The 19,348-nt window shown below is 66.5% G+C and carries 20 protein-coding genes; 10 read left to right on the top strand and 10 right to left on the bottom strand.

Features of this window, described 5'->3' with window-relative positions; translation table 11 throughout:
- Position 1 precedes the first annotated feature (1 nt).
- Entirely contained in the window at positions 2-889 is an 888-nt protein-coding gene (locus ACUXVE_RS14665; protein WP_445514676.1) for an endonuclease/exonuclease/phosphatase family protein, read from the top strand.
- A gap of 110 nt (positions 890-999) precedes the next feature.
- On the opposite strand, the gene rne is transcribed toward ACUXVE_RS14665, so the two are convergent.
- Positions 1,000-4,275, bottom strand: coding sequence for a ribonuclease E (rne, locus tag ACUXVE_RS14660; RefSeq protein WP_445514675.1), 3,276 nt, complete (start codon positions 4,273-4,275; stop codon positions 1,000-1,002).
- 406 nt (positions 4,276-4,681) lie between these two features.
- Here rne and ACUXVE_RS14655 point away from each other — a divergent pair, with 406 nt between their 5' ends.
- Positions 4,682-5,656 carry an RluA family pseudouridine synthase gene (locus tag ACUXVE_RS14655; protein WP_025876523.1) on the top strand — a complete coding sequence of 325 codons (975 nt, stop codon included), beginning with the start codon at positions 4,682-4,684 and terminating at the stop codon, positions 5,654-5,656.
- A gap of 547 nt (positions 5,657-6,203) precedes the next feature.
- Here ACUXVE_RS14655 and zupT read toward each other — a convergent pair.
- From zupT to ACUXVE_RS14640, 3 genes are all read right to left on the bottom strand, one after another.
- On the bottom strand, positions 6,204-7,013 hold the full coding sequence (zupT, locus tag ACUXVE_RS14650; RefSeq protein ID WP_025876721.1) for a zinc transporter ZupT: 810 nt from the start codon (positions 7,011-7,013) through the stop codon (positions 6,204-6,206).
- A gap of 97 nt (positions 7,014-7,110) precedes the next feature.
- Positions 7,111-7,527: an energy transducer TonB gene (locus ACUXVE_RS14645; protein ID WP_093819008.1), complete on the bottom strand. Its 417-nt coding sequence runs from the start codon at positions 7,525-7,527 to the stop codon at positions 7,111-7,113.
- On the bottom strand, positions 7,524-7,874 hold the full coding sequence (locus ACUXVE_RS14640; RefSeq protein WP_025876725.1) for a 4a-hydroxytetrahydrobiopterin dehydratase: 351 nt from the start codon (positions 7,872-7,874) through the stop codon (positions 7,524-7,526). Before ACUXVE_RS14640 ends, ACUXVE_RS14645 begins: the two co-directional genes overlap by 4 nt.
- Before the next feature lie 90 nt (positions 7,875-7,964).
- Between ACUXVE_RS14640 and ACUXVE_RS14635 the strand changes: the two genes are divergently transcribed.
- On the top strand, positions 7,965-8,564 hold the full coding sequence (locus tag ACUXVE_RS14635) for an NfuA family Fe-S biogenesis protein (RefSeq protein ID WP_049466593.1): 600 nt from the start codon (positions 7,965-7,967) through the stop codon (positions 8,562-8,564).
- Positions 8,565-8,574: 10 nt separating this feature from the next.
- Complete coding sequence (locus ACUXVE_RS14630) at positions 8,575-10,329, top strand: hypothetical protein (RefSeq protein ID WP_445514674.1); 1,755 nt, start codon at positions 8,575-8,577, stop codon at positions 10,327-10,329.
- Positions 10,330-10,451: 122 nt separating this feature from the next.
- Here ACUXVE_RS14630 and ACUXVE_RS14625 read toward each other — a convergent pair whose 3' ends face one another.
- Both ACUXVE_RS14625 and ACUXVE_RS14620 read right to left on the bottom strand, forming a co-directional pair.
- Complete coding sequence (locus tag ACUXVE_RS14625; RefSeq protein ID WP_025876732.1) at positions 10,452-10,865, bottom strand: barstar family protein; 414 nt, start codon at positions 10,863-10,865, stop codon at positions 10,452-10,454.
- The gene (locus ACUXVE_RS14620) at positions 10,862-11,317 is read right to left on the bottom strand and encodes a ribonuclease domain-containing protein (RefSeq protein ID WP_222388819.1); all 456 of its coding nucleotides are present in this window, start codon (positions 11,315-11,317) and stop codon (positions 10,862-10,864) included. Before ACUXVE_RS14620 ends, ACUXVE_RS14625 begins: the two co-directional genes overlap by 4 nt.
- Before the next feature lie 220 nt (positions 11,318-11,537).
- Here ACUXVE_RS14620 and ACUXVE_RS14615 point away from each other — a divergent pair, with 220 nt between their 5' ends.
- Positions 11,538-12,149, top strand: coding sequence for a superoxide dismutase (locus tag ACUXVE_RS14615; protein WP_005410310.1), 612 nt, complete (start codon positions 11,538-11,540; stop codon positions 12,147-12,149).
- Between the two features lie 113 nt (positions 12,150-12,262).
- Here ACUXVE_RS14615 and ACUXVE_RS14610 read toward each other — a convergent pair whose 3' ends face one another.
- Positions 12,263-13,099: an endonuclease/exonuclease/phosphatase family protein gene (locus tag ACUXVE_RS14610; RefSeq protein ID WP_025876740.1), complete on the bottom strand. Its 837-nt coding sequence runs from the start codon at positions 13,097-13,099 to the stop codon at positions 12,263-12,265.
- Positions 13,100-13,262: 163 nt separating this feature from the next.
- Here ACUXVE_RS14610 and ACUXVE_RS14605 point away from each other — a divergent pair, with 163 nt between their 5' ends.
- Together ACUXVE_RS14605 and ACUXVE_RS14600 are read left to right on the top strand one after the other, a co-directional pair.
- On the top strand, positions 13,263-14,828 hold the full coding sequence (locus ACUXVE_RS14605; RefSeq protein ID WP_093819013.1) for a POT-type proton-dependent oligopeptide transporter: 1,566 nt from the start codon (positions 13,263-13,265) through the stop codon (positions 14,826-14,828).
- Positions 14,829-14,835: 7 nt separating this feature from the next.
- Positions 14,836-15,462, top strand: coding sequence for a rhomboid family intramembrane serine protease (locus ACUXVE_RS14600; RefSeq protein ID WP_025876742.1), 627 nt, complete (start codon positions 14,836-14,838; stop codon positions 15,460-15,462).
- A 58-nt stretch (positions 15,463-15,520) separates the two neighbouring features.
- On the opposite strand, the gene ACUXVE_RS14595 is transcribed toward ACUXVE_RS14600, so the two are convergent.
- Complete coding sequence (locus ACUXVE_RS14595) at positions 15,521-15,682, bottom strand: hypothetical protein (RefSeq protein WP_167552091.1); 162 nt, start codon at positions 15,680-15,682, stop codon at positions 15,521-15,523.
- Positions 15,683-15,890: 208 nt separating this feature from the next.
- Here ACUXVE_RS14595 and ACUXVE_RS14590 point away from each other — a divergent pair, with 208 nt between their 5' ends.
- From ACUXVE_RS14590 to cfa, 3 genes are read left to right on the top strand one after another with little or no spacing between them, the layout of a single operon-like run.
- A complete protein-coding gene (locus ACUXVE_RS14590; protein WP_025876743.1) occupies positions 15,891-16,193 on the top strand; it encodes a GNAT family N-acetyltransferase in 303 nt (100 codons plus the stop codon).
- Positions 16,194-16,229: 36 nt separating this feature from the next.
- On the top strand, positions 16,230-17,111 hold the full coding sequence (locus ACUXVE_RS14585) for a DUF3298 and DUF4163 domain-containing protein (protein WP_093819210.1): 882 nt from the start codon (positions 16,230-16,232) through the stop codon (positions 17,109-17,111).
- A gap of 19 nt (positions 17,112-17,130) precedes the next feature.
- The gene (gene cfa, locus ACUXVE_RS14580; RefSeq protein WP_222388820.1) at positions 17,131-18,246 is read left to right on the top strand and encodes a cyclopropane fatty acyl phospholipid synthase; all 1,116 of its coding nucleotides are present in this window, start codon (positions 17,131-17,133) and stop codon (positions 18,244-18,246) included.
- A gap of 67 nt (positions 18,247-18,313) precedes the next feature.
- Here the strand turns inward: cfa and ACUXVE_RS14575 are convergent, their stop codons facing one another.
- Positions 18,314-18,742, bottom strand: coding sequence for a hypothetical protein (locus ACUXVE_RS14575; protein ID WP_093819017.1), 429 nt, complete (start codon positions 18,740-18,742; stop codon positions 18,314-18,316).
- A gap of 414 nt (positions 18,743-19,156) precedes the next feature.
- Positions 19,157-19,294, bottom strand: a complete 138-nt coding sequence (locus ACUXVE_RS14570; protein WP_222388825.1) for a hypothetical protein — start codon at positions 19,292-19,294, stop codon at positions 19,157-19,159.
- Between the last annotated feature and the right edge of the window lie 54 nt (positions 19,295-19,348).

Genomic DNA, 19,348 nt, shown 5'->3' with positions numbered 1-19,348 from the left:
CATGCGAGGTCCGCTCGGAATCGGTCGCGGTTTCTGCGCGCTGGGGCTGGCGATCGCGCTGGCCCTGCCCGGGCTGGCGCCAGCCGCTGAGTCGGCCAGCGCGCCTGACCCGGCCACGGCGGTCGGCGAACCCGGCATGAGCATGGTCACGTTCAACCTGCACCACGACCGCGAGGACTGGCCCACCCGTCGTCGCACGATCGTGGCCGAGCTCAAGCGCCTGCAGCCCGATGCCATCGCGCTGCAGGAGGTCATCCAGAAGCGCAACGTGCGCAACCAGGCGCAGTGGCTGGCCAGCCAGCTCGGCTACCGGTACGTATTCGTGTCCACCGATCCGGTGGGTGCACCCAAGCGTTATGGCAATGCGCTGCTGACCCGGCGCCCGATCCTGGCGCATGGCGAGCACCTGCTGCTGCCGCTGGATGACTACCGCACCGTGGCCCATCTGCGCATCGACGTGGAGGGCAGGCCGGTCAATGTCTATGCCACCCATCTCAACGAGCGCAGTGACGACGCCGGCCAGCGCATCCGCCGCAGCCAGGTCGAAGACCTGCTGCGTTTCATCGCCGGCAGTTCTGCGGGGGCACCGGTGGTGATTGCCGGCGACTTCAACGCCCTGGTCGATGCCGGCGACCTGAGCGAACTGCGCAGCCACTACGGCGACAGCTACGGCAGCGTGCACGTCAACACCGACCTGGCGGGTGTGAGCACGCTCAACCGCCATTACTACCAGGCACCGTCGCGGATCGACCACATCTTCTTCCAGCAGGACGAGATGGTCGCGCGCGAAGCGAAGATCCTGTTCGACCAGCCTGATGACGGCGGCCGCTGGGCCTCCGATCACTACGGGGTGTGGACCCGGCTGCAGTTCGCGCCGAAGCCCCGGTAGCGGCATCGCGTGGCGACGCGGCAGGTTCGCTACGGCATCTGATACGTCACAAACAGAAACGGCGGGGATCATCGATCCCCGCCGTTTCGTTGTTGCCGATCAAGGATCGATCAGGCGGCAGGCGGCGTGCGCTTGCCGGCGTCTTCGTCTTCTTCCGAGGCCTGCGCGTCGGCGGCCTGGGCGGCAGCGTCGGCATGGCCATCGGCGATCGGGTCGACCTGCGCTGGCACGACCGCATCGGCGACCGGCGCAGCGGTTTCCACCGGTGCGGTTTCGACAGCCGCCGGGGCGGCCGGCTGCTCGATGACCGGGGCGACTTCAACCTCGGCCTTCGGTTCGACTGCCGGAGCAGCTTCAACCACCGGCGCAACGTCGACCACCACCGGCTTCGGCTCGGCCACCGGTGCGGCTTCCACCACCGCGGTCGGTTCAGAGACCGGAGCGGTTGCAACCACCGCGGTCGGTTCAGCGATCGGAGCTGCTTCGATCGCCGCAGCGGTCTCGACCACCGGCGGCTTCGCCTCGATCACCGGAGCCGCTTCAGGCGCCGGCTGCACCGGCGTCGCTGCATCGATGGCATCCAGCATGCTGGTCTGCACCGGCGACGGGGCCGGTTCGACCTTGGCGGCTGCTTCCACCGGAGCCGGAGCCTGCACTGGGGCGACCACCGGAGCAGCCGCTTCGACCACGGGGCTGCTCACGGCAGCAACCGGGGCAACCGCGGCAGCCACTGCAACCGGCGTACGTGCCGGCTTGCCGGCATCAGCAGCGACCGGCTCGACGTCGTCATCGAAATCGAATTCCGGCTGCGAACGCGACGGCTGCACGGCAGCTGCCGGTGCGCCGACCGGAGCCGGGGCGGTCGGCTCGACGGAATCGCCGTCGTTGTCCTCGCCCTCGGCATCATCGCCGTCGTCCAGGTCATCGCCCAGCACGTCGCCGCCAGCGGCGTTCTCAGCGCCACCGCGACGACGACGACGACCGCCACGACGGCCACGGCGGCGGCGGGTTGCGCCTTCACCGGTCTGGTCACCTGCGGTATCGGTCGCAGCATCTTCGGCAGCCCCGGTCGCAACCACGATCTCCGCATCGGTCTTCGCGGCGGTGTCCAAGGTGGCGACAGTGTCGGCCACGTTTTCAGTGGCAACGGCGGGTGCCTGTGCCTTCTCTTCCTGCACCGCGACAGTGGCGGCAACTGCGGTCGTGGTGGCCACGGCTGCTGCTGCGGTCGCGACATCGGACGGTGCTTCGGCAGCGGCGCGCTGCGGCTTCTCGGCCGGCTTGTCACCGTCCTGCGGGCGCGGCTGCTTCGGCTGCTTCAGCTTCGGCTGCTGCTGGCCCTGGCCCTGTTCGTTGCGCGGCTTGTTCTGCTGCTGCGGCTGCTGGCCATCCTTCGGCTTGCCCTGCTGCTGCGGCTGCTGCTGGCCATTGCCATTGGCCTGGTTGCCGCCGTTGCGGCCATCCTTGCGCTGCTCACCGCGGTCCTTGCGGTTGCCGCCGTCCTTCTGCTGCTGCGCATTGCCATTGCCATTGCCGCCGTTGCCACGGCTGTCTTCGCGACGGTCCTTGCGGTCCTTGTTGCGATCCTTGTTGCGGTCACGGCGGCCGCCATCCTGCTGCGGCTGGCGTGCGGCCGGTGCCGGTGCGGGGGCCGGTGCCGGCTCGCCGCCAAAGATGCGCTTGAGCCAGCCGACGACGCCACCACTGGCGGCGGCTGCCGGGGCCGCTGCGGCCACCGGTGCCGGTGCCGGGGCGGCGACCGGTTCCACTTCCTCGCGCACCGGGGCGGGCGAGTTGTGCTTGACCTGGGTCACCATCGGTGGCGGGATGTTCAGCTGGCCCTTGGTCAGCGCGTGCACCGGCAGCTTGCGCGGGGTACCACGCTGGTAGCTCGGCTTGCCGCTTTCCTCGCCCAGCTCGTTGTCGCGCAGGCGGGTGACGGTGTAATGCGGGGTGTGCAGCTGCTCGTCGGCAACGATCACGATCGGCGCCTCGTGGCGCTTCTCGATTTCGCCCAGCGCGCCGCGCTTTTCATTCAGCAGGTAATTGGCGATCTCCACCGGGGCCTGTACCAGCACCTGCCCGGTGTTCTCCTTCATCGCATGCTCTTCGGCGACGCGGATGATCGACAGCGACAGCGACTCGACGCTGCGCATGCGGCCATGGCCGTCGCAGCGCGGGCAGACGATCTGGCTGGATTCGCCCAGGCTCGGGCGCAGGCGCTGGCGGCTCATTTCCAGCAGGCCGAAGCGCGAGATGCGGCCGACCTGTACGCGTGCACGGTCGTACTTCAGCGCGTTGGCCAGGCGGTTCTCGACCTCACGCTGGTGCTTGTTGGAGGCCATGTCGATGAAGTCGATCACCACCAGGCCACCGAGATCACGCAGGCGCAGCTGGCGGGCCACTTCCTCGGCCGCTTCCAGGTTGGTCTGGAACGCGGTGTCCTCGATGTCGCTGCCCTTGGTGGCGCGCGAGGAGTTGACGTCGACGGCAGTCAGCGCTTCGGTCTGGTCGACCACGATCGAGCCGCCCGACGGCAGGCGCACGTTGCGCTCGTAGGCGCCTTCGATCTGCGATTCGATCTGGAAGCGGTTGAACAGCGGGATGTCGTCCTTGTAATGCTTGAGCTTGCGCAGGGTCTGCGGCATCACCTGCTGCATGAACTCCTTGGCGTGCTCGTACATCTCCTCGGTGTCCACCAGGATCTCGCCGATGTCGGCGCGCAGGTAGTCACGCAGGGCGCGCACGATCAGGCGCGATTCCTGGTAGATCAGGAACGGGGCTGGCTTGCTCAGCGCCGCTTCGGCGATGGCGCGCCAGACGTTCAGCAGGTAGTCCAGATCCCACTGCAGTTCTTCCGCATCGCGACCGACGCCGGCGGTACGGATGATGACGCCCATTTCGTCGGGGATGTTCAGCTTGTCCAGGGCATCCTTCAGGGCGGCCCGGTCTTCACCCTCGATGCGACGGGAGACACCGCCGGCACTGGGTGAGTTCGGCATCAGCACCATGTAGCGGCCGGCCAGGGAGATGAACGTGGTCAGGGCGGCGCCCTTGTTGCCACGCTCTTCCTTGTCGACCTGGACGACCACTTCCTGGCCTTCCTTCAGCAGCTCGCGGATACCGGCCTTGTTGTGGTCGACACCGGCCTGGAAGTAGTCGCGGGAGATTTCCTTCAGCGGCAGGAAGCCATGGCGGCCACCACCGTATTCGACGAAGGCCGCTTCCAGCGAGGGCTCGATGCGGAAGATCCGGCCCTTGTAGATGTTGGACTTCTTCTGTTCCTTGGACGGCTGCTCGATGTCGATGTCATACAACGACTGGCCATCCACGATGGCAACACGCAGCTCTTCAGCCTGCGTGGCGTTGATCAGCATTCGCTTCATTGTTGCGTTCCTCGCAAGCGGCTACCGCGCGGAACGCCATGGGGTTTCGCCTCTGGACACGGCTCGCCGCCCATTCGCGCAAGCGCGGGGAGGGCGGCTTGGGTTTCCAGCGCTACGACACCACGGCAGGCCGCGGGAGCGCTTCAATTTTCTGGTTTTGGGTGTTGCAGGGCCGGCGGCAGCTGTCAGCCAGGCTGGAGCGCCGCACGGGACATGTTCAGCGCGACTGCGTGTCAGGCAATCGGCGATGGCCGGGAACGCCGGTGAGCCGCTAACATGGCCGCCCCGCGGGCGGTGGTCGCGCACTGTGCCGGATTCGTCGGAAGCTGGGCTTCTGGCCCTGAGTAACTTCCAACGAAATCAATCCCTTATCTCGCCCCCCGAGTGTAACAGAATAAACAGGCTGATGACTGCACAAGACCCCACCAAGCCGGCCGGCGACAAGCCTTCCGTGCGCATGATCACCGTTCCGGCCGACCGCGCCGGCCAGCGCCTGGACAATTTCCTGCTCGGCCAGCTCAAGGGTGCCCCGCGCAGCCTGGTCTACAAGCTGGTCCGCAGTGGCCAGGTGCGCGTCAATGGCGGCCGTGCCAAGGCCGAGCGCAAGCTGGAGGCCGGCGACGAAGTGCGGATTCCGCCGGTTCGTCTCAGTGAAGAGGGAGACAAGGCGGGTCCGCCCGAGGCGTTCATGCGCCGGCTGGAGCAGGCCATCGTCTTCGAAGATGCCCGCCTGCTGGCGCTGAACAAGCCGACCGGTGTCGCCAGCCACGGTGGCAGTGGCATCAGCTTCGGCGCCATCGAGACCCTGCGTGCCCTGCGTCCGGGGCAGACCCTCGAACTGGTCCACCGGCTGGACCGTGATACCTCCGGCCTGTTGATCGTGGCCAAGAAGCGTTCGGCGCTGAGCGAGCTGCAGGCGCTGCTGCGTGAAGACCACGGCGCGGGCATCCGCAAGCGCTACCTGACCCTGTTGGCCGGGCGCATGCCTGACGGGGTGATGACGGTCGACGCGCCGCTGCACGTGGGCCTGCGCCAGGGCGGCGAGCGTCATGTGCAGGTCAATGCGATCGGCAAGGAATCGATCAGCCATTTCCGGGTGCTGGAGCGCAAGGGTGGTCATTCCTATTGCGAGGTACGCATCGAAACCGGCCGCACCCACCAGATCCGCGTGCACGCCCAGCATCTGGGGCATCCGGTAGCCGGTGACGATAAATACGGCGATCCTGCGGTCAACAAGCGGCTTCGTGAGCAGATCGGGCTGAAGCGCCTGTTCCTGCATGCCGCGTCGCTGGAGTTCGCGCTGGACGACGGCAAGAGCCCGTATGTGCTGAACGCGCCGCTGGCCGATGAGCTGGTCGAGGCGCTGGATCGACTTCGCTAAGGGCGGTTCGGCGGCGCCGGGCGTTTGGCTGGAGCCGTCGTTTCCCTTCGATAAGGGGGCTTGTCACTTTCTTTGCTCGTGCAAGGAAAGCAACCAAAGAAACACGCCGCCATCCGCGAGCCAGCGCTGCGCGCCGGTGCCCTGTGCTCCTCGGTCCGCCGAGGGGTGGTGCGGAACTCGCTGCGCTCAAACACCCGCGCCTCTTCGCCCTCGCCGGACCTGCGGTGCTCGGCTCGCTACAAGGCGGACCCGACAGCCGCAGCGTAGACCCCTGGCTGCGCGCAGCCTTTGTAGAGTCGAGCAACGCTCGACTCACGCGCGCAGCGCGGGCCTCGCTTTTAATCCTTTCATCGCGCGGCTGGTACGCACGGAAAAATGAGGGGCACGGGCGGGGTCAGTTCGCGGGGGTGTCCGCGGCATGGATGCCGCGGCCAAGCCTCCAGAGACGGATTAACGGCGTCCCCCGCGAACTGACCCCGCCCGGGACCATTCAGAAAGGTTCGGGTGCCAGGCCGCGAGGGGGCTCAGCCCGTTGGCCGGAAATCCCTCACCACTTGAACAGCACCAGGCTGATCGCCAGCGTACCCATGCCGGCCACCAGGCCATAGACGGTTTCGTGGCCCTTGGCGTAGCGCTTGGCCGCCGGCAGCAGCTCGTCCAGCGCCAGGAACACCATCACACCGGCAATCAGGCCGAACACCCAGCCAAACGTGGCGTGGGACAGGGAGCCGGACAGCAGTACATAGCCGATCGCCGCGCCGACCGGCTCGGCCAGGCCTGACAGCAGGCTGGCGGCGAACGCATAGAACTTGTTCTGCGTGGCGAAGTACACCGGCACCGCAATGGCGATGCCTTCGGGAATGTTGTGGATGGCGATGGCGAAGGCCAGCGGCATGCCCACTGACGGGCTCTCCAGCGTCGCGAAGAACGTCGCCAGCCCTTCCGGGAAGTTATGCGCGGTGATCGCCACCGACGTCAGCAGGGCAACCCGCTTCAGGTATTCGCGGCTGTTCTCGCGGAAGGCCGGGTCCTGCTTGTCCAGGCTGTCATGCGGGTTGGGAATGAAGTGGTCGATCAGCACGATCACCACCACGCCCAGCAGGAACGCGAGCGTGCCGTAGGTGAAGCCGGTGCGCTCACCATAGGCCAGCGCGAACGAGGCGATGGATTTGTTGAGGATCTCCGACAGCGAGACGTACACCATCGCGCCGCCGGCAAAGGCCAGGCCGAAGGCCAGCAGGCGCGGATTGGGGCGACGCGAGAACAGCACCAGCAGGCTGCCGATGGCGGTGGCAAGGCCCGCAGCGAGGGTGACCGCCAGGGCGATCCAGATGTTTTCGGGGGGGATCTGCAGCATGTACCGACGCGTTCCTTGTCATCAGGCAATCGCCCCGGCATGGGCCGGGGCGGCAACGGGGAGGCGGGCGTCGGCTGGCCTCGTCACCGGCAGGCGATCAGCCGCCGCGGCGCAGGCTCTCTTCGATGGCGAAGCACTGGTCCGGCTTGGGCTGCGGCGGGTTGAAGCTGACCGGCACCTGGATCGTGGCCGGTACGGCCTGGCCGTTGCGGGTAGCGGCCTTGAACTCCCAGCCCTGCACGGCGGTCTTGGCCAGCTCGTCCAGCTGCGCATTGCCCGCGCCGGTCAGCAGGGTGACCTCGCTGGGCTTGCCGTCAGCGCCGATCACCACCTTGAAGGTGCTGGTGCCGCCCACGCCGGTGCAGGCCAGTTCCAGCGGGTATTGCGGCGGCGGGGTTTTCACTGCAGCCACTTCGGTGGGTGCCGCAGCCGGCGGTGCCGGCGGCTCGGAGGTGCCGCAGCCGGCCAGGCCGGTCACGGCAAGCAGGGACAGGCTCAGCAATCTCACGTTCATTTCAGTTGCTCCGTCAGGGCCGAAGTCTTTGCTGCGCAGATGAAGTCGTTCTCGCTCAGGCCGCCCACGTCGTGGGTGGAGTAGCGGACGACGGCACGGTCGTAGTGGACGCCGAGGTCCGGGTGATGATCCTCGCCGTGGGCGATCCAGGCCAGCGCGTTCACAAAGGCCATGGTGGCGTAGTAATCCTTGAAGCGGAACGTGCGCACCAGCGCCTGGCCGGCCTCGGCCAGCTCCCAGCCGGGAACCTGCGGCAGCAGTTCGGCCAGCCGGGCCTCGCCCAGTTTGTGGTCGCTGCCCTTGCGTGGCACGCAACGGGCCTGTGCCAGCGGAATCAGGTCGGCCATGGGTTCCTCCACCTCGTGTTGACTGAACAATGCGCCGGCCGGTGTATAAATCGAATGAGCGGCTGACGCTTACTTGGCTAGAATAGCCTGATGATCCAGATCTCCGACACTGCCCAGACCCATTTCCGCAAGCTGATCGAACGCGAGGGCGTGCCCGGCATGGGCGTGCGCTTGAGTGCGGTCGATCCTGGCACCCCGCGTGCCGATGCCCGGCTGGAGTTCGCCGAGCCGACCGATCTGCTCGGCGACGAGTGGGCGGTGGACTGTGATGGCTTCACGCTCTATGTGGACGCCACCAGCGTTGGCTGGCTCGATGGAGCAGAAATCGACATCGTGCCCGGTACCGCCGGCACCCAGCAGCTGACGATCAAGGCACCGCGGATCAAGGGCGAAGCGCCCGGCGATGCCGCCTCGCTGGTCGAGCGCGTGCATTGGGTGGTGGAAAACGAAGTCAATCCGCAGCTCGCTTCGCACGGTGGCAAGGTCGCCGTGCAGGAAGTCTCGGCCGACGGCGTGGTGCTGCTGCGCTTCGGCGGTGGCTGCCAGGGCTGCGGCATGGCCGACGTCACCCTCAAGCAGGGCATCGAGAAGACCTTGATGGGCCGTGTGCCCGGAGTGACCGCCGTGCGTGACGCTACCGATCACGACAGCGGGCACGCTCCGTATATCCCGCGCGGCAACGCCGCCTGATCGCCAACGCGTGCCTCTGCCCAGAGCCGAGCAACTCATCGACCTGCTGCTGGCGCGCCAGCAGCGCCCGCCCATCCTCGAGAAGAGCACCGGCCTGCCGTACGGCTGGGCGATCTGGCTGCGGACGCTGACGCCGCTGCCGCGTCCGTTCCACGCGCGCGAGGTGATTGCAGTGCTGCTGCCGCGGCCGCTGCCCGGGCCTCCGGGGCGCTTGCCGGGGCTGGGGCCATGGGCGTCACTGCGTCGCCTGTTCTGGCAGGACTGGGATCCGGCGCCGCGTGACCAGCGCTGGATGCGCTGGACCTCGGCGCTGCTCAGTGCGCTGCTGCATCTGTTGTTCTTCCTGTTGCTGCTCTGGGTGGCGGTGATCCGCACGTCTTCGCCGGACGAGCAGGGCCGCGAGGGTGAGCGCGTGCAGATTGAATTCGTCGGCCGTGCTGCACAGGAAGGCGGCGGCGACCAGCCCGGTGCCGAGGCGGCTGCCGCCGCGGAGGCCGGTGCCGCAGCCGCAGGCCAGGATGCCGGAGCGGCGACAGCGCCCCGGCCGCAACCGTCTGCACCTGCGCCGTCTTCCGCTGCCGCTGCCACGGCACCGACCGCCAGCGTGCCGCCGCCGCCCGAGGTGGAGCCGGCGCCGGTGGCCGCACCGCCGCCCTCACCGGTACAGGCCACCGAAGTTGCAGAGGCGACCGCCGAATTCGTGGTGCCGCCGGTCGCACTGCCGCGCACCGAGGTCAGCATCGTGCCTCGCGACACCATTCCGACGGTGCGCGAGCGCAGCGTGCAGCCGGTACAAGCTGCGCCGATAGCAACGCCGCTACGCACGCCCGACGTGGCTGTGCAGGCGCCGCGCGTGCGCGATGTGCAGGTGCAGGAACGTGAAATCAGCACGGTCGAAGCGCCGGTAGCGTCGCAGCCCATGCGTACCACCGACATCCAGGTGCGCGTGCCGCAGCGTGAGGTACAGGTGCGCGAGCGCGAAGTGCAGGCCGTGACCGATCCGCAGGTGCGCATGGCCACCGTCGCAGGGCGCGAGCCCACGGTGCGTGCGCCTGCCGGGCGCGAGGTGCAGGTGCGCGAACGGGAGGTTGCTGCCGCGCTGCAACCTGCCGCGTCGACCGCCGCCGGTAGCGCGACCACGCCGACACCGGCACCGTCCGGCAGTTCGGCCCAGAACAGCGCCAACGTGGCGCGCCCTGCGACGACCAGCACCGCCGCCGCAGAGGCGGGCGCCCGTCCGGCACCAACCCCAGGCAACTGGGCAACGCCCGCCCGCGGTGACGATTGGGGCGCCTCCAGCCGCAATCGCGACGGTGCCAACCAGGGCGCCGCGCAAACCAGTGCAGGCAAGGGCGATGGCCTGTTCAACGCTGACGGCAGCGTACGCGTGGCCGGCCAGGACGGGGCCGGCAAGGCCGAGCGTGGCGCACCCGGTGGGGCCAACGACGGCTGGAGCAAGGAGCGCATCGCCGCGTCCGGCAAATGGTTGAAGCGGCCGCCGTACGACTACACGCCTACCTCGTTCGACAAGTATTGGGTGCCGCAGGAATCGCTGCTCGCCGAATGGGTGCGCAAGGGTGTCAAGGCAATGGAGATTCCGTTGCCGGGTACCAGCACGAAGATTTCCTGCGTGATCTCGATCCTGCAGGCCGGTGGCGGCTGTGGACTCACCGATCCGAACATGCAGGACCAGCCGGCAGTGGCGCGTCCGCCGCCGGATATCCCGTTCAAGAAGGAGCTGCAGGAAGATAACGGCAGCCGGTAGGGTGCCGCATCCACGCATGGCGTGGATCTACTGTGCATCCAGCTGCGCCGGGTAGATCCACGCCATGCGTGGATGATCCATGCGCTTCACGTGCATGCCGACCAAGGTCGGCCTCTACCAGGTCATTCGCTCTGCGACAGAAACACCCAGAACGGGACGTCGCGGCCTACCCAGTCACGGCTCGCTTCATCCAGGATGTCCAGCAGCGTGTCGAACTCCTTGCCTGCACCGGCGCGCAGGGCATCGACGTCGGCCAGGAACAGCGCATAACCATGGGCAGGCAGCCATTGCAGGTCGCGCAGGTTGTCAGACAGAGCGTCCCAGTTGCCGCCGAAGCCGGCAGGGAAATCAAGCTGGGCGGCCAGTCGCGCCAGCAGGGTGCGCTTGTCGCCCACGCCATCCAGGTCGATCCGGATCACCTTCAGGTCGGCATCGCGCATCGCTGCCGACAGTGCGCTGATATCGGAGCTGTCGATCGCGTAGACGCCGGCATTGTTGATGTCATGCAGGCCGAGGCCGAAATCATCGTGGCTCATGGGCGTTCTCCGGAGGTCGGTACGGTGAAGCTGCGGAACGATTCGTAGTGATCATCGGTGTAGTACCAGGCATCGGGCGGGTTGCCACCGGTGACGATGCGCCTCGCGCCGCGGTTGCCTGCACCGGGCGTGTCGACGGTGTACTCGCGGTAGTAGCCACGCGGGCGCTGTGGCAGCTGCTGTTCGCGGTTGCCGAAGGTGCTGCCATCCTGCCGATGCGGGAACGGGCCGCCGCGCTGGATCAGCGCGATGGTCTGGTGGGCCTCGGCCGGAAGGAAGGCGGGCAGGCCGCTGTCGCTGCTGCTGTTGCGCAGCGCCGGTGCGTTGGCCGCCGGAGTGCCCTGCAGGTCGGGGGCGAACTGCGGCGGCGGCGGCCGCTGCAGGAAATGATTGACGACCAGGCCGAGCAGCAGCAGGACGATGGCAGTGATCAACAGCCGGGGGTTGCGCATGGGCAGGAGCAGGCAAGGGTGGTGCGCCCACTGTAGCGCCTGCGCGCTGCACCCTGCATGAGGGCGCGCGCCGCGTCACCGCTGCGTAACAATTGCCGGCATGCTCACCTGCAGGACGCAATTTCCTTTACATCCCCCTTGGTAATCTGGCGGTCTGTCCCCATCATTCACCGCGCAACGCCCGACACCGTCGGGTGCCCTCGCAATCAGGAGATGCATCATGGCCTACACCCTGCCCAAGCTGTCCTACGCCTACGACGCGCTGGAACCGCATATCGATGCGGCGACGATGGAAATCCATCACACCAAGCATCACCAGACCTACATCAACAACGTCAACGCGGCGCTGGAAGGCACCGAGTACGCTGACCTGCCGGTCGAAGAACTGGTGAAGAAGCTGAAGTCGCTGCCGGAGAACCTGCAGGGTCCGGTGCGCAACAACGGTGGCGGCCATGCCAACCACTCGCTGTTCTGGACCGTGATGGCTCCGAATGCTGGCGGCAACCCGGTGGGCGACGTGGCCAAGGCCATCGACAAGGACCTGGGCGGCTTCGACAAGTTCAAGGACGCCTTCACCAAGGCTGCGCTGACCCGTTTCGGCAGCGGCTGGGCATGGCTGAGCGTGACCCCGGACAAGAAGGTCGTGGTCGAGAGCACCGGCAACCAGGACAGCCCGCTGATGGAAGGCAACACCCCCATCCTCGGTCTGGACGTGTGGGAACACGCGTACTACCTGAAGTACCAGAACCGTCGTCCGGAATACATCGGCGCGTTCTTCAACGTCATCGACTGGAACGAAGTCGAGCGCCGCTACCAGGAAGCGATCGCCTGAGAACGGTAGCGCCGGGCCATGCCCGGCGGCTTCAACAGAAGGCCGGGGGAGACCCCGGCCTTTTTTGTTTGCGCATCGGTAGTGCCGGCCGCTGGCCGGCAACCTCATGGTTCTCATTCGGTGGTGGCAGCCACGTCCTGCAGCCGCAGCGTCGCCATCACGCCCAGGCGCAGGCCGGGCAGGTCGCCATCGGCGGGCAGCATGATCGCCTGCTGGCGGATGCCGCCGAAATGCTTGACCTGGAACAGCACATCCAGCCCATGGCCACTGGCGCCGCCGCCGCTGGCCGCCGGTGCGCCAGGATTGCGCCGGGCCGGCTGGAAGCCGGGCGTGCTGCGCACCAACTCGACGGTGCTTGCGGAAAAATCCCCGGCGATCAGGCTCGGCATGCCCTCGGCCGTGGCGCCGATCCAGGTCATCAGGTCGCTGGTCTGATGCTGCCGGGCCGTGGCCTCATCCGGCTCCGGCCGCAGGCGCGCGACGTAGACGTTGACGTCGTTGTCGCCCAGCCGCAGGCGCATCATGCCGGCGGCACTGAAGGTGCCCGGCGGATGCAGCAGGGTGACGCCGTCCTCGCTGACCGGCAGCCGGCTGAGCATCGCGTTGCCATGCCGGACCGGCTGGCTCGGCGGGTCTGCGGTGACGAAATCGCAGCTGTAGCGCAGCCGGCTGGCCAACCAGCAGGCCGGGTTGCGCCCTTGCTGCTGCAGGACCTGCTGCACCGAGATCACATCCGGCTGCAGATCGGTCAGCAGCTGCAGCACCTGTTCGCGGCGCTGCTTCCATTGCCCTTCATCACGGCTGGGCAGTTCCAGCGCGGCGACGGTCAATTGCCGCACCTCCGTGGCAAGGCCGGCGGCCGGCGGCGCCTGCGGTCGTGCCAATGCAGGCACGGCCAGCATGAGGGCAAGGCAGCTGGACAGGATGCGGGCAAAGGGGAGGGGGCGCATAACGATAAGTTTACGCTTTTGCCGTGCAGGTTCCGTGACTTCCGGCAGGGCCCGCACATGCCTGCCATGCTTTGGCGCGCCTGTCATGCAGCCCTGCAGCGTGCTTCGCACGTACAGGTTCCGGTACTCTTGCGCCTTTCGTTTTGCAGGAATGCCTTACAGGATGAGCCACGACGCAGTCGCCCCCATCGCCGGCCAGGGAAAGATGCCGCGCCAGATCCCGTACATCATCGGCAATGAGGCCTGCGAGCGGTTCAGTTTCTACGGGATGCGCAACATCCTGGTGCAGTTCCTGATCACCTCCCTGCTGCTGCAGGAAATCACGGCCGAAGGCCGTGCCGGTGAAGCCAAGGACATCATGCACAGCTTCATGATCGGCGTGTATTTCTTCCCGCTGCTCGGTGGCTGGCTGGCCGACAGGTTCTTCGGCAAGTACCACACCATCCTGTGGTTCAGCCTGGTCTACTGCATGGGCCATCTGTGCCTTGCGCTGTTCGAGGGCAGCCGTGGCGGCTTCTTCCTCGGCCTGGGCCTGATCGCGCTGGGCGCCGGTGGCATCAAGCCGCTGGTGGCCTCGTTCATGGGCGACCAGTTCGACCAGAGCAACAAGCACCTGGCCAAGATCGTCTTCGACGCCTTCTACTGGATCATCAACTTCGGCTCGTTGTTCGCCTCGCTGCTGATCCCGCTGGTGCTGAAGAACTGGGGCCCGCAGTGGGCGTTCGGCATTCCGGGCATCCTGATGTTCATCGCCACCTTCGTGTTCTGGCTGGGCCGCAAGCGCTACGTGCTGGTGCCGTTGCCGCCGAAGGACCCGCATTCGTTCGCCAATGTGGTGCGCACCGCGCTGACCACGCGCGTGGCTGGCCAGGGCCGTCCGGGCCTGGTGATCGCCGTGCTCGGCCTGGTGCTGGCGGTGGCTTCGTTCGGCCTGGTCGGCTCGCTCGGCATCGTGATCTGCCTGTGCCTGGCGCTGGTCTCGATCCTGGCAGGCATTGGTGGTGGCACCTGGCTGCAGCTGGACCGCGCGCGCGGCCAGCATCCGGCCGAAGCCGTGGAAGGCGTGCGCTCGGTGCTGCGCGTGCTGGTGATCTTCGCCCTGACCACGCCGTTCTTCTCGCTGTTCGACCAGAAGGCCTCGACCTGGGTGCTGCAGGGCCAGCAGATGCAGATGCCGAGCTGGTTCACCGCCTCGCAGATGCAGGCGCTGAATCCGCTGCTGGTGATGATCCTGATTCCGTTCAACAACCTGGTGCTGTACCCGGCCCTGCGCCGCTTCGGCTTCGAGCCCACCGCGCTGCGCCGGATGACCGCCGGCATCGCTTTCAGCGGCCTGGCCTGGATCGTAGTGGGTGGCATCCAGGTGGTGATGGATGGCGGCAATGCGATGTCGATCTTCTGGCAGATGCTGCCGTACGCGCTGCTGACCTTCGGTGAGGTGCTGGTCTCGGCCACCGGCCTGGAGTTCGCCTACAGCCAGGCCCCGCAGGCGATGAAGGGCGTGGTGATGAGCTTCTGGAACCTGACCACCACCATCGGCAACCTGTGGGTGCTGCTGTCCAATGCCGCCGTACGCAACGATGCGGTGACCCACAAGATCGCCAGCACGGGCCTGAGCGAAGCGGCATTCCTGATGTTCTTCTTCGCCGGTTTCGCCTTCGTCGCGGCGTTGGCCTTCGGTTGGTATGCGAAACGCTATCGTATGGTCGACAACTACCGCACCGCCTGAGCCTGACATGACCCCCGTCAATCTGCTGTTGATCGCCATCACCGCCATCCTGTCGTGGATGGCGTTCAACAACCGCAAGCTGGCCGACCGCCTGATCCTGTGGCCGCCGGCGGTGGATCGCCACCGCCAGTACGACCGCCTGATCACCTACGGCTTCATCCATGCCGACTGGTCGCACCTGATCTTCAACATGATCACCCTGTTCTTCTTCGGGGGGTTCATCGAGAGCGTGATGGTGCAGCTGACCGGCAGCTACCTGGTCTACCCGGCGTTCTACGTCGGTGCGCTGCTGGTTTCGATCCTGCCCAGCTACCTGAAGAACCAGAAGAACCCGAACTACCTCAGCCTCGGTGCGTCCGGGGCGGTGTCGGCGGTGCTGTTCGCCTTCATCCTGATCAAGCCGTGGTCGATCATCCTGGTGTTCTTCATCCCGGCGCCGGCGATCGTCTATGCCGCGTTCTACGTCGGCTACAGCATCTGGATGGACAAGCGCGGTGGCGATCGCATCAACCACAGCGCGCACCTGGCCGGTGCGGCGTTCGGCGTGATCTTCATGCTGGCCATGCAGCCGAGCATCTTCAGTCACTTCCTGCGCGAACTGTCCAACCCGACCTTCCGCCTCGGCGGCGGCTGAGGGTGGCCGGGGTCGGATCCACTGGATCCGACCCCCGGGGTTGCGGCCCCGCTCCGGGTCAGGCCCGGGTCTGCTGACCGTAGGTATCGAGCAGGCGGGAGAAGACTTCCTCGCCGATGCTCTGGAACGCCTGGTCTTCGGTCTGTCCCTCCACGGCCAGTTGCAACAGGCCCTCCAGCAGGGCGTGATCGGTATCGGTTTGGGAATCGCTGGGGTGCATCACGGGCCTCCACGGCAGATCGCTTGGTCAACTGTCGCAAAGGGCATGCCAGGCTGGCGCACCCCTGCAGAGGGGTTAGCGGCCGGCTGGCCTGAAGCTTGAGGGCAACAACTGACGCAACGGGCGCAGACTTGTCCCTGTTCAGGCTTCACGCGATCATGGCGCCCGCGTGCGCACCATCCACGCAGTCGCCGCAGGAGACAGTCCCATGGCTTCGGTCACGCCCCCCGGTCTGGCTTACGAGGTCGAACACGATCAGGTCAACCACCGTTTCACCGCCCGCGTGCGCGGACAGGTGGCACTGTTGGAGTACCAGATCAAGCGCAGGCGGATGGTCATCACCCATACCGAAGTGCCCGAGCCGATCGCCGGCCGCGGCATTGCCGGTGAGCTGACCCGGGTCGCACTGCGGTTCGCCCGTGAGCAGAAGTACAAGGTGGTGCCGGCATGTGCCTATGCCGAGGCTTTCCTGCAGCGGCACGAGGAATACCACGATCTGCTTGTGGGCTGAATCCAGCGGGCCACCCTTCAGCCAGGGCAGGCGATGATGCATGAACATGAACAGGGGATCCCGATGAAGATTGGAAACAACCGGCCACTGCACGCCAGCGTGCTGGCCGGCGCTATGGGCGTGCTGTTGCTGGCCGGCTGCCAGCGCGAGAACGAGGCCGCGCCGGCTACCGAGGCCGCGCCGGCGGCCGAAGCCACCGGCACCGCCGCGGCACCCGTAGCGGAAGCGCCGTTGGATCTGCGCGATGTGATCGAGAACAACGAACGTGAAGTGGTCGGCATCAGCTATCCGCCGGGCATTGATCGTTATCCGGGCCTGGCACGCGCGCTGCAGGCCTATGCCACCTCCGCCCGCAGCGATCTGCAGCAGGCGCTGGACGGGCTGGGCAACGACAAGCCGACCATGCCCTATGAGCTGTCGCTGAGCTTCGAGAAGCTGCTGGAGACGCCGCAGCTGGTGGTCGTCAGTGCCGACGGCAGCCGCTACACCGGCGGCGCCCATGGCGAACCGCTGGTTGCCCGTTTCGTCTGGCTGCCGGCGCAGCAGCAGATGCTGAGCGCCGACAAGCTGGTGGCCGATGCCAAGGGCTGGAAAGCGATCAGCGATTTCGTCGCCGACCAGCTGCGTGAGCGTGTGGCCACCCGCCTCAGCGGCGAGGACATGGACCCGTCGCAGCTGCAGGAATCGCTGCGCAATGCCTCGCGGATGATCGCCGACGGCACCGGTCCGCAGGCCGACAACTTCAGCCAGTTCCAGCCGCTGACCGACGACAAGGGACAGATCACCGCGCTGCGCTTCGTGTTCCCGCCCTACCAGGTGGGTCCATACTCGGACGGCACCCAGACCGCCGATGTGCCGGCCTCGGTGTTGTTGCCACACGTGGCCAAGGACTACGTGGAGCTGTTCGCGCGCGGTTAGCCGCAGACGAGGAGGTGACGTGGATACAGGGTTGCAGGAGCGGGTTGCCGGCCTGCTCCACGAGGCCGGGGTCCAGATCGATGGAACCCGGCCGCAGGATATCCAGGTGCATGACCCGCGTTTTTTCGCACGGGTCATGGCGCACGGCTCACTCGGCCTGGGTGAGAGCTACATGGACGGCTGGTGGGATGCCAACGTCCTTGATGAGTTCCTGTTCCACCTGATGCAGGCGCATCTGGACGAACGGGTGCACGGCTGGCGCGAGGTGGCCGATGCCCTGAAGGCGCGCCTGTTCAACCTGCAGTCCGGGGCGGGCAGCTACGAAGTCGGCCGCCGCCACTATGACCTTGGCAATGACCTGTACCAGGCGATGCTCGGCCAGCGCCTGGTCTACAGCTGTGGTTACTGGCGCAATGCCGACGATCTGGATGGCGCGCAGGAGGCCAAGCTGGACCTGGTGTGCCGCAAGCTGGGGCTGCGGCCTGGGCAACGCGTGCTGGACATCGGCTGCGGTTGGGGCGAGGCGCTGAAGTTCGCCACCGAGCGATACGGTGTCAGTGGCGTGGGCATCACCATCTCGCAGGAGCAGGCCGACTTCGCCCGCGAGCTGTGCGCTGGCCTGCCGATCGAGATCCGGCTGCAGGACTATCGCGAACTTGACGAGCCTTTCGATGCGATCTTCTCGATCGGCATGTTCGAACACGTGGGCGACAAGAACTATCGCAGCTTTTTCGACGTGGCCCGGCGCTGCCTTTCGCCGCGGGGACTGCTGCTGTTGCATACCATCGGCAGCAACATGTCGCGCCATCGCACCGATCCGTGGATCGCCCGCTACATCTTCCCCAATTCGATGCTGCCATCGGCGGTGCAGATCAGCCGGGCGTTCGAAGGGCGCTTCGTGCTGGAGGACTGGCACAACTTCGGTACCGACTACGACCTGACGCTGCAGGCCTGGCGGCGTAACGTGGAAGCGGCGTGGCCGCGGCTGGACGCACGTTATGACGAGCATTTCCGGCGCATGTGGCGCTTCTATCTGGCCGGATCGATGGCCAGCTTCCGCTGCCGGCATGCGCAGCTGTGGCAGCTGGTGCTGTCGCCGGAGGGCGTGCCCGGGGGATATGTGGCGCCGCGGTGATCGCCGGCGGAGGCGCGCAGCCGCAGCAGCCCGGTGTCTTTCCGGGCTGCTGCGCCTCATCCTGAGGTTAGTTGGCGACGGTGTAGGCGTATCCCAGCGAGGTGTTGGCCGTGTCGGTTCGGGCTCTGACCTTGAAGTGCATCGGCGGCAGATCACGCCCGCTCATGCGGCACTCCTCACCGTCACCGACCTTGCAGGTGAAGTGCGTTTCGTTGGGTTCAAAGCCCATGCCGATGTACATGTCCAGGTCCGGATTGGCGCGCAGCTTGGTCGTCGTGTACCGATTCGCCTTGGGCTTGATGACCCCGGAAATGCTCTCGCCTTCCATCAGCGTCACATTGATGTCGGCGGTGCGGGATCCCCCCGGGGCGGTCTGCAGGTTCCATGACAGGCAGACCACGTCTGCCGGATCGTTGCAGGCAACCTCCTGGGTATCGTAGGCGCGTCCTGCGGCCATGGTCGGGGATGCCGAAAGGGTGGCGATGCCAGCCAGCATGCTTGCACACAGCAGGGGAGCATTGAAGCGGATTTTCATGTTTTTTCACAACGGGAAGTCTGGACGATTGACTGGCGTTCGCACCTCCTGTGCTCGCCTCCCTCCGTGGTCGGTCGGAGCCGAGTGGGCCACAAGCGGCACCGCGCGTTCTGGGGCCATCGTCAAATTTCGTCGTGGAATGATCTTCTGCTGACAACTCCATTCGATTTGCGACAAGTGGTGTCGCGAACTGCTGTATCTGGCTGAATGAGGGATATATGACGCGGCCATCTTCTTGCACCTACGTCAGGGCAAGCGGCGAATGCGACAGCGGGTAAAAGGCCAGCATCGGCAATGCGCCAGGTCTGCCCCGGCGAAAGAAAAGCCGCCCGGTCTCCCGGGCGGTTTTCGTTTCATGCTATGCGGTGCCGCCGATCAGTTGCCGGCGCCGGTCAGGCCACGCTTTTCCAGCAATGGTTCGATCTGCGGCTCGTGGCCGATGAAATCGCGGACAGGCTGGAAACGGCGTTCATTGACGTCAACTACAAGTGCTGCGCGTTCTGCTTCCCGCATGAGTGTCGTCGACGCTAAGCTGCCGGCTCGGTGGCACTACCGCATTCCTGAAGG

It is taken from the genome of Stenotrophomonas sp. 3(2025), from assembly GCF_052665395.1.
This window is presented reverse-complemented; position numbering and strand designations above follow the sequence as displayed.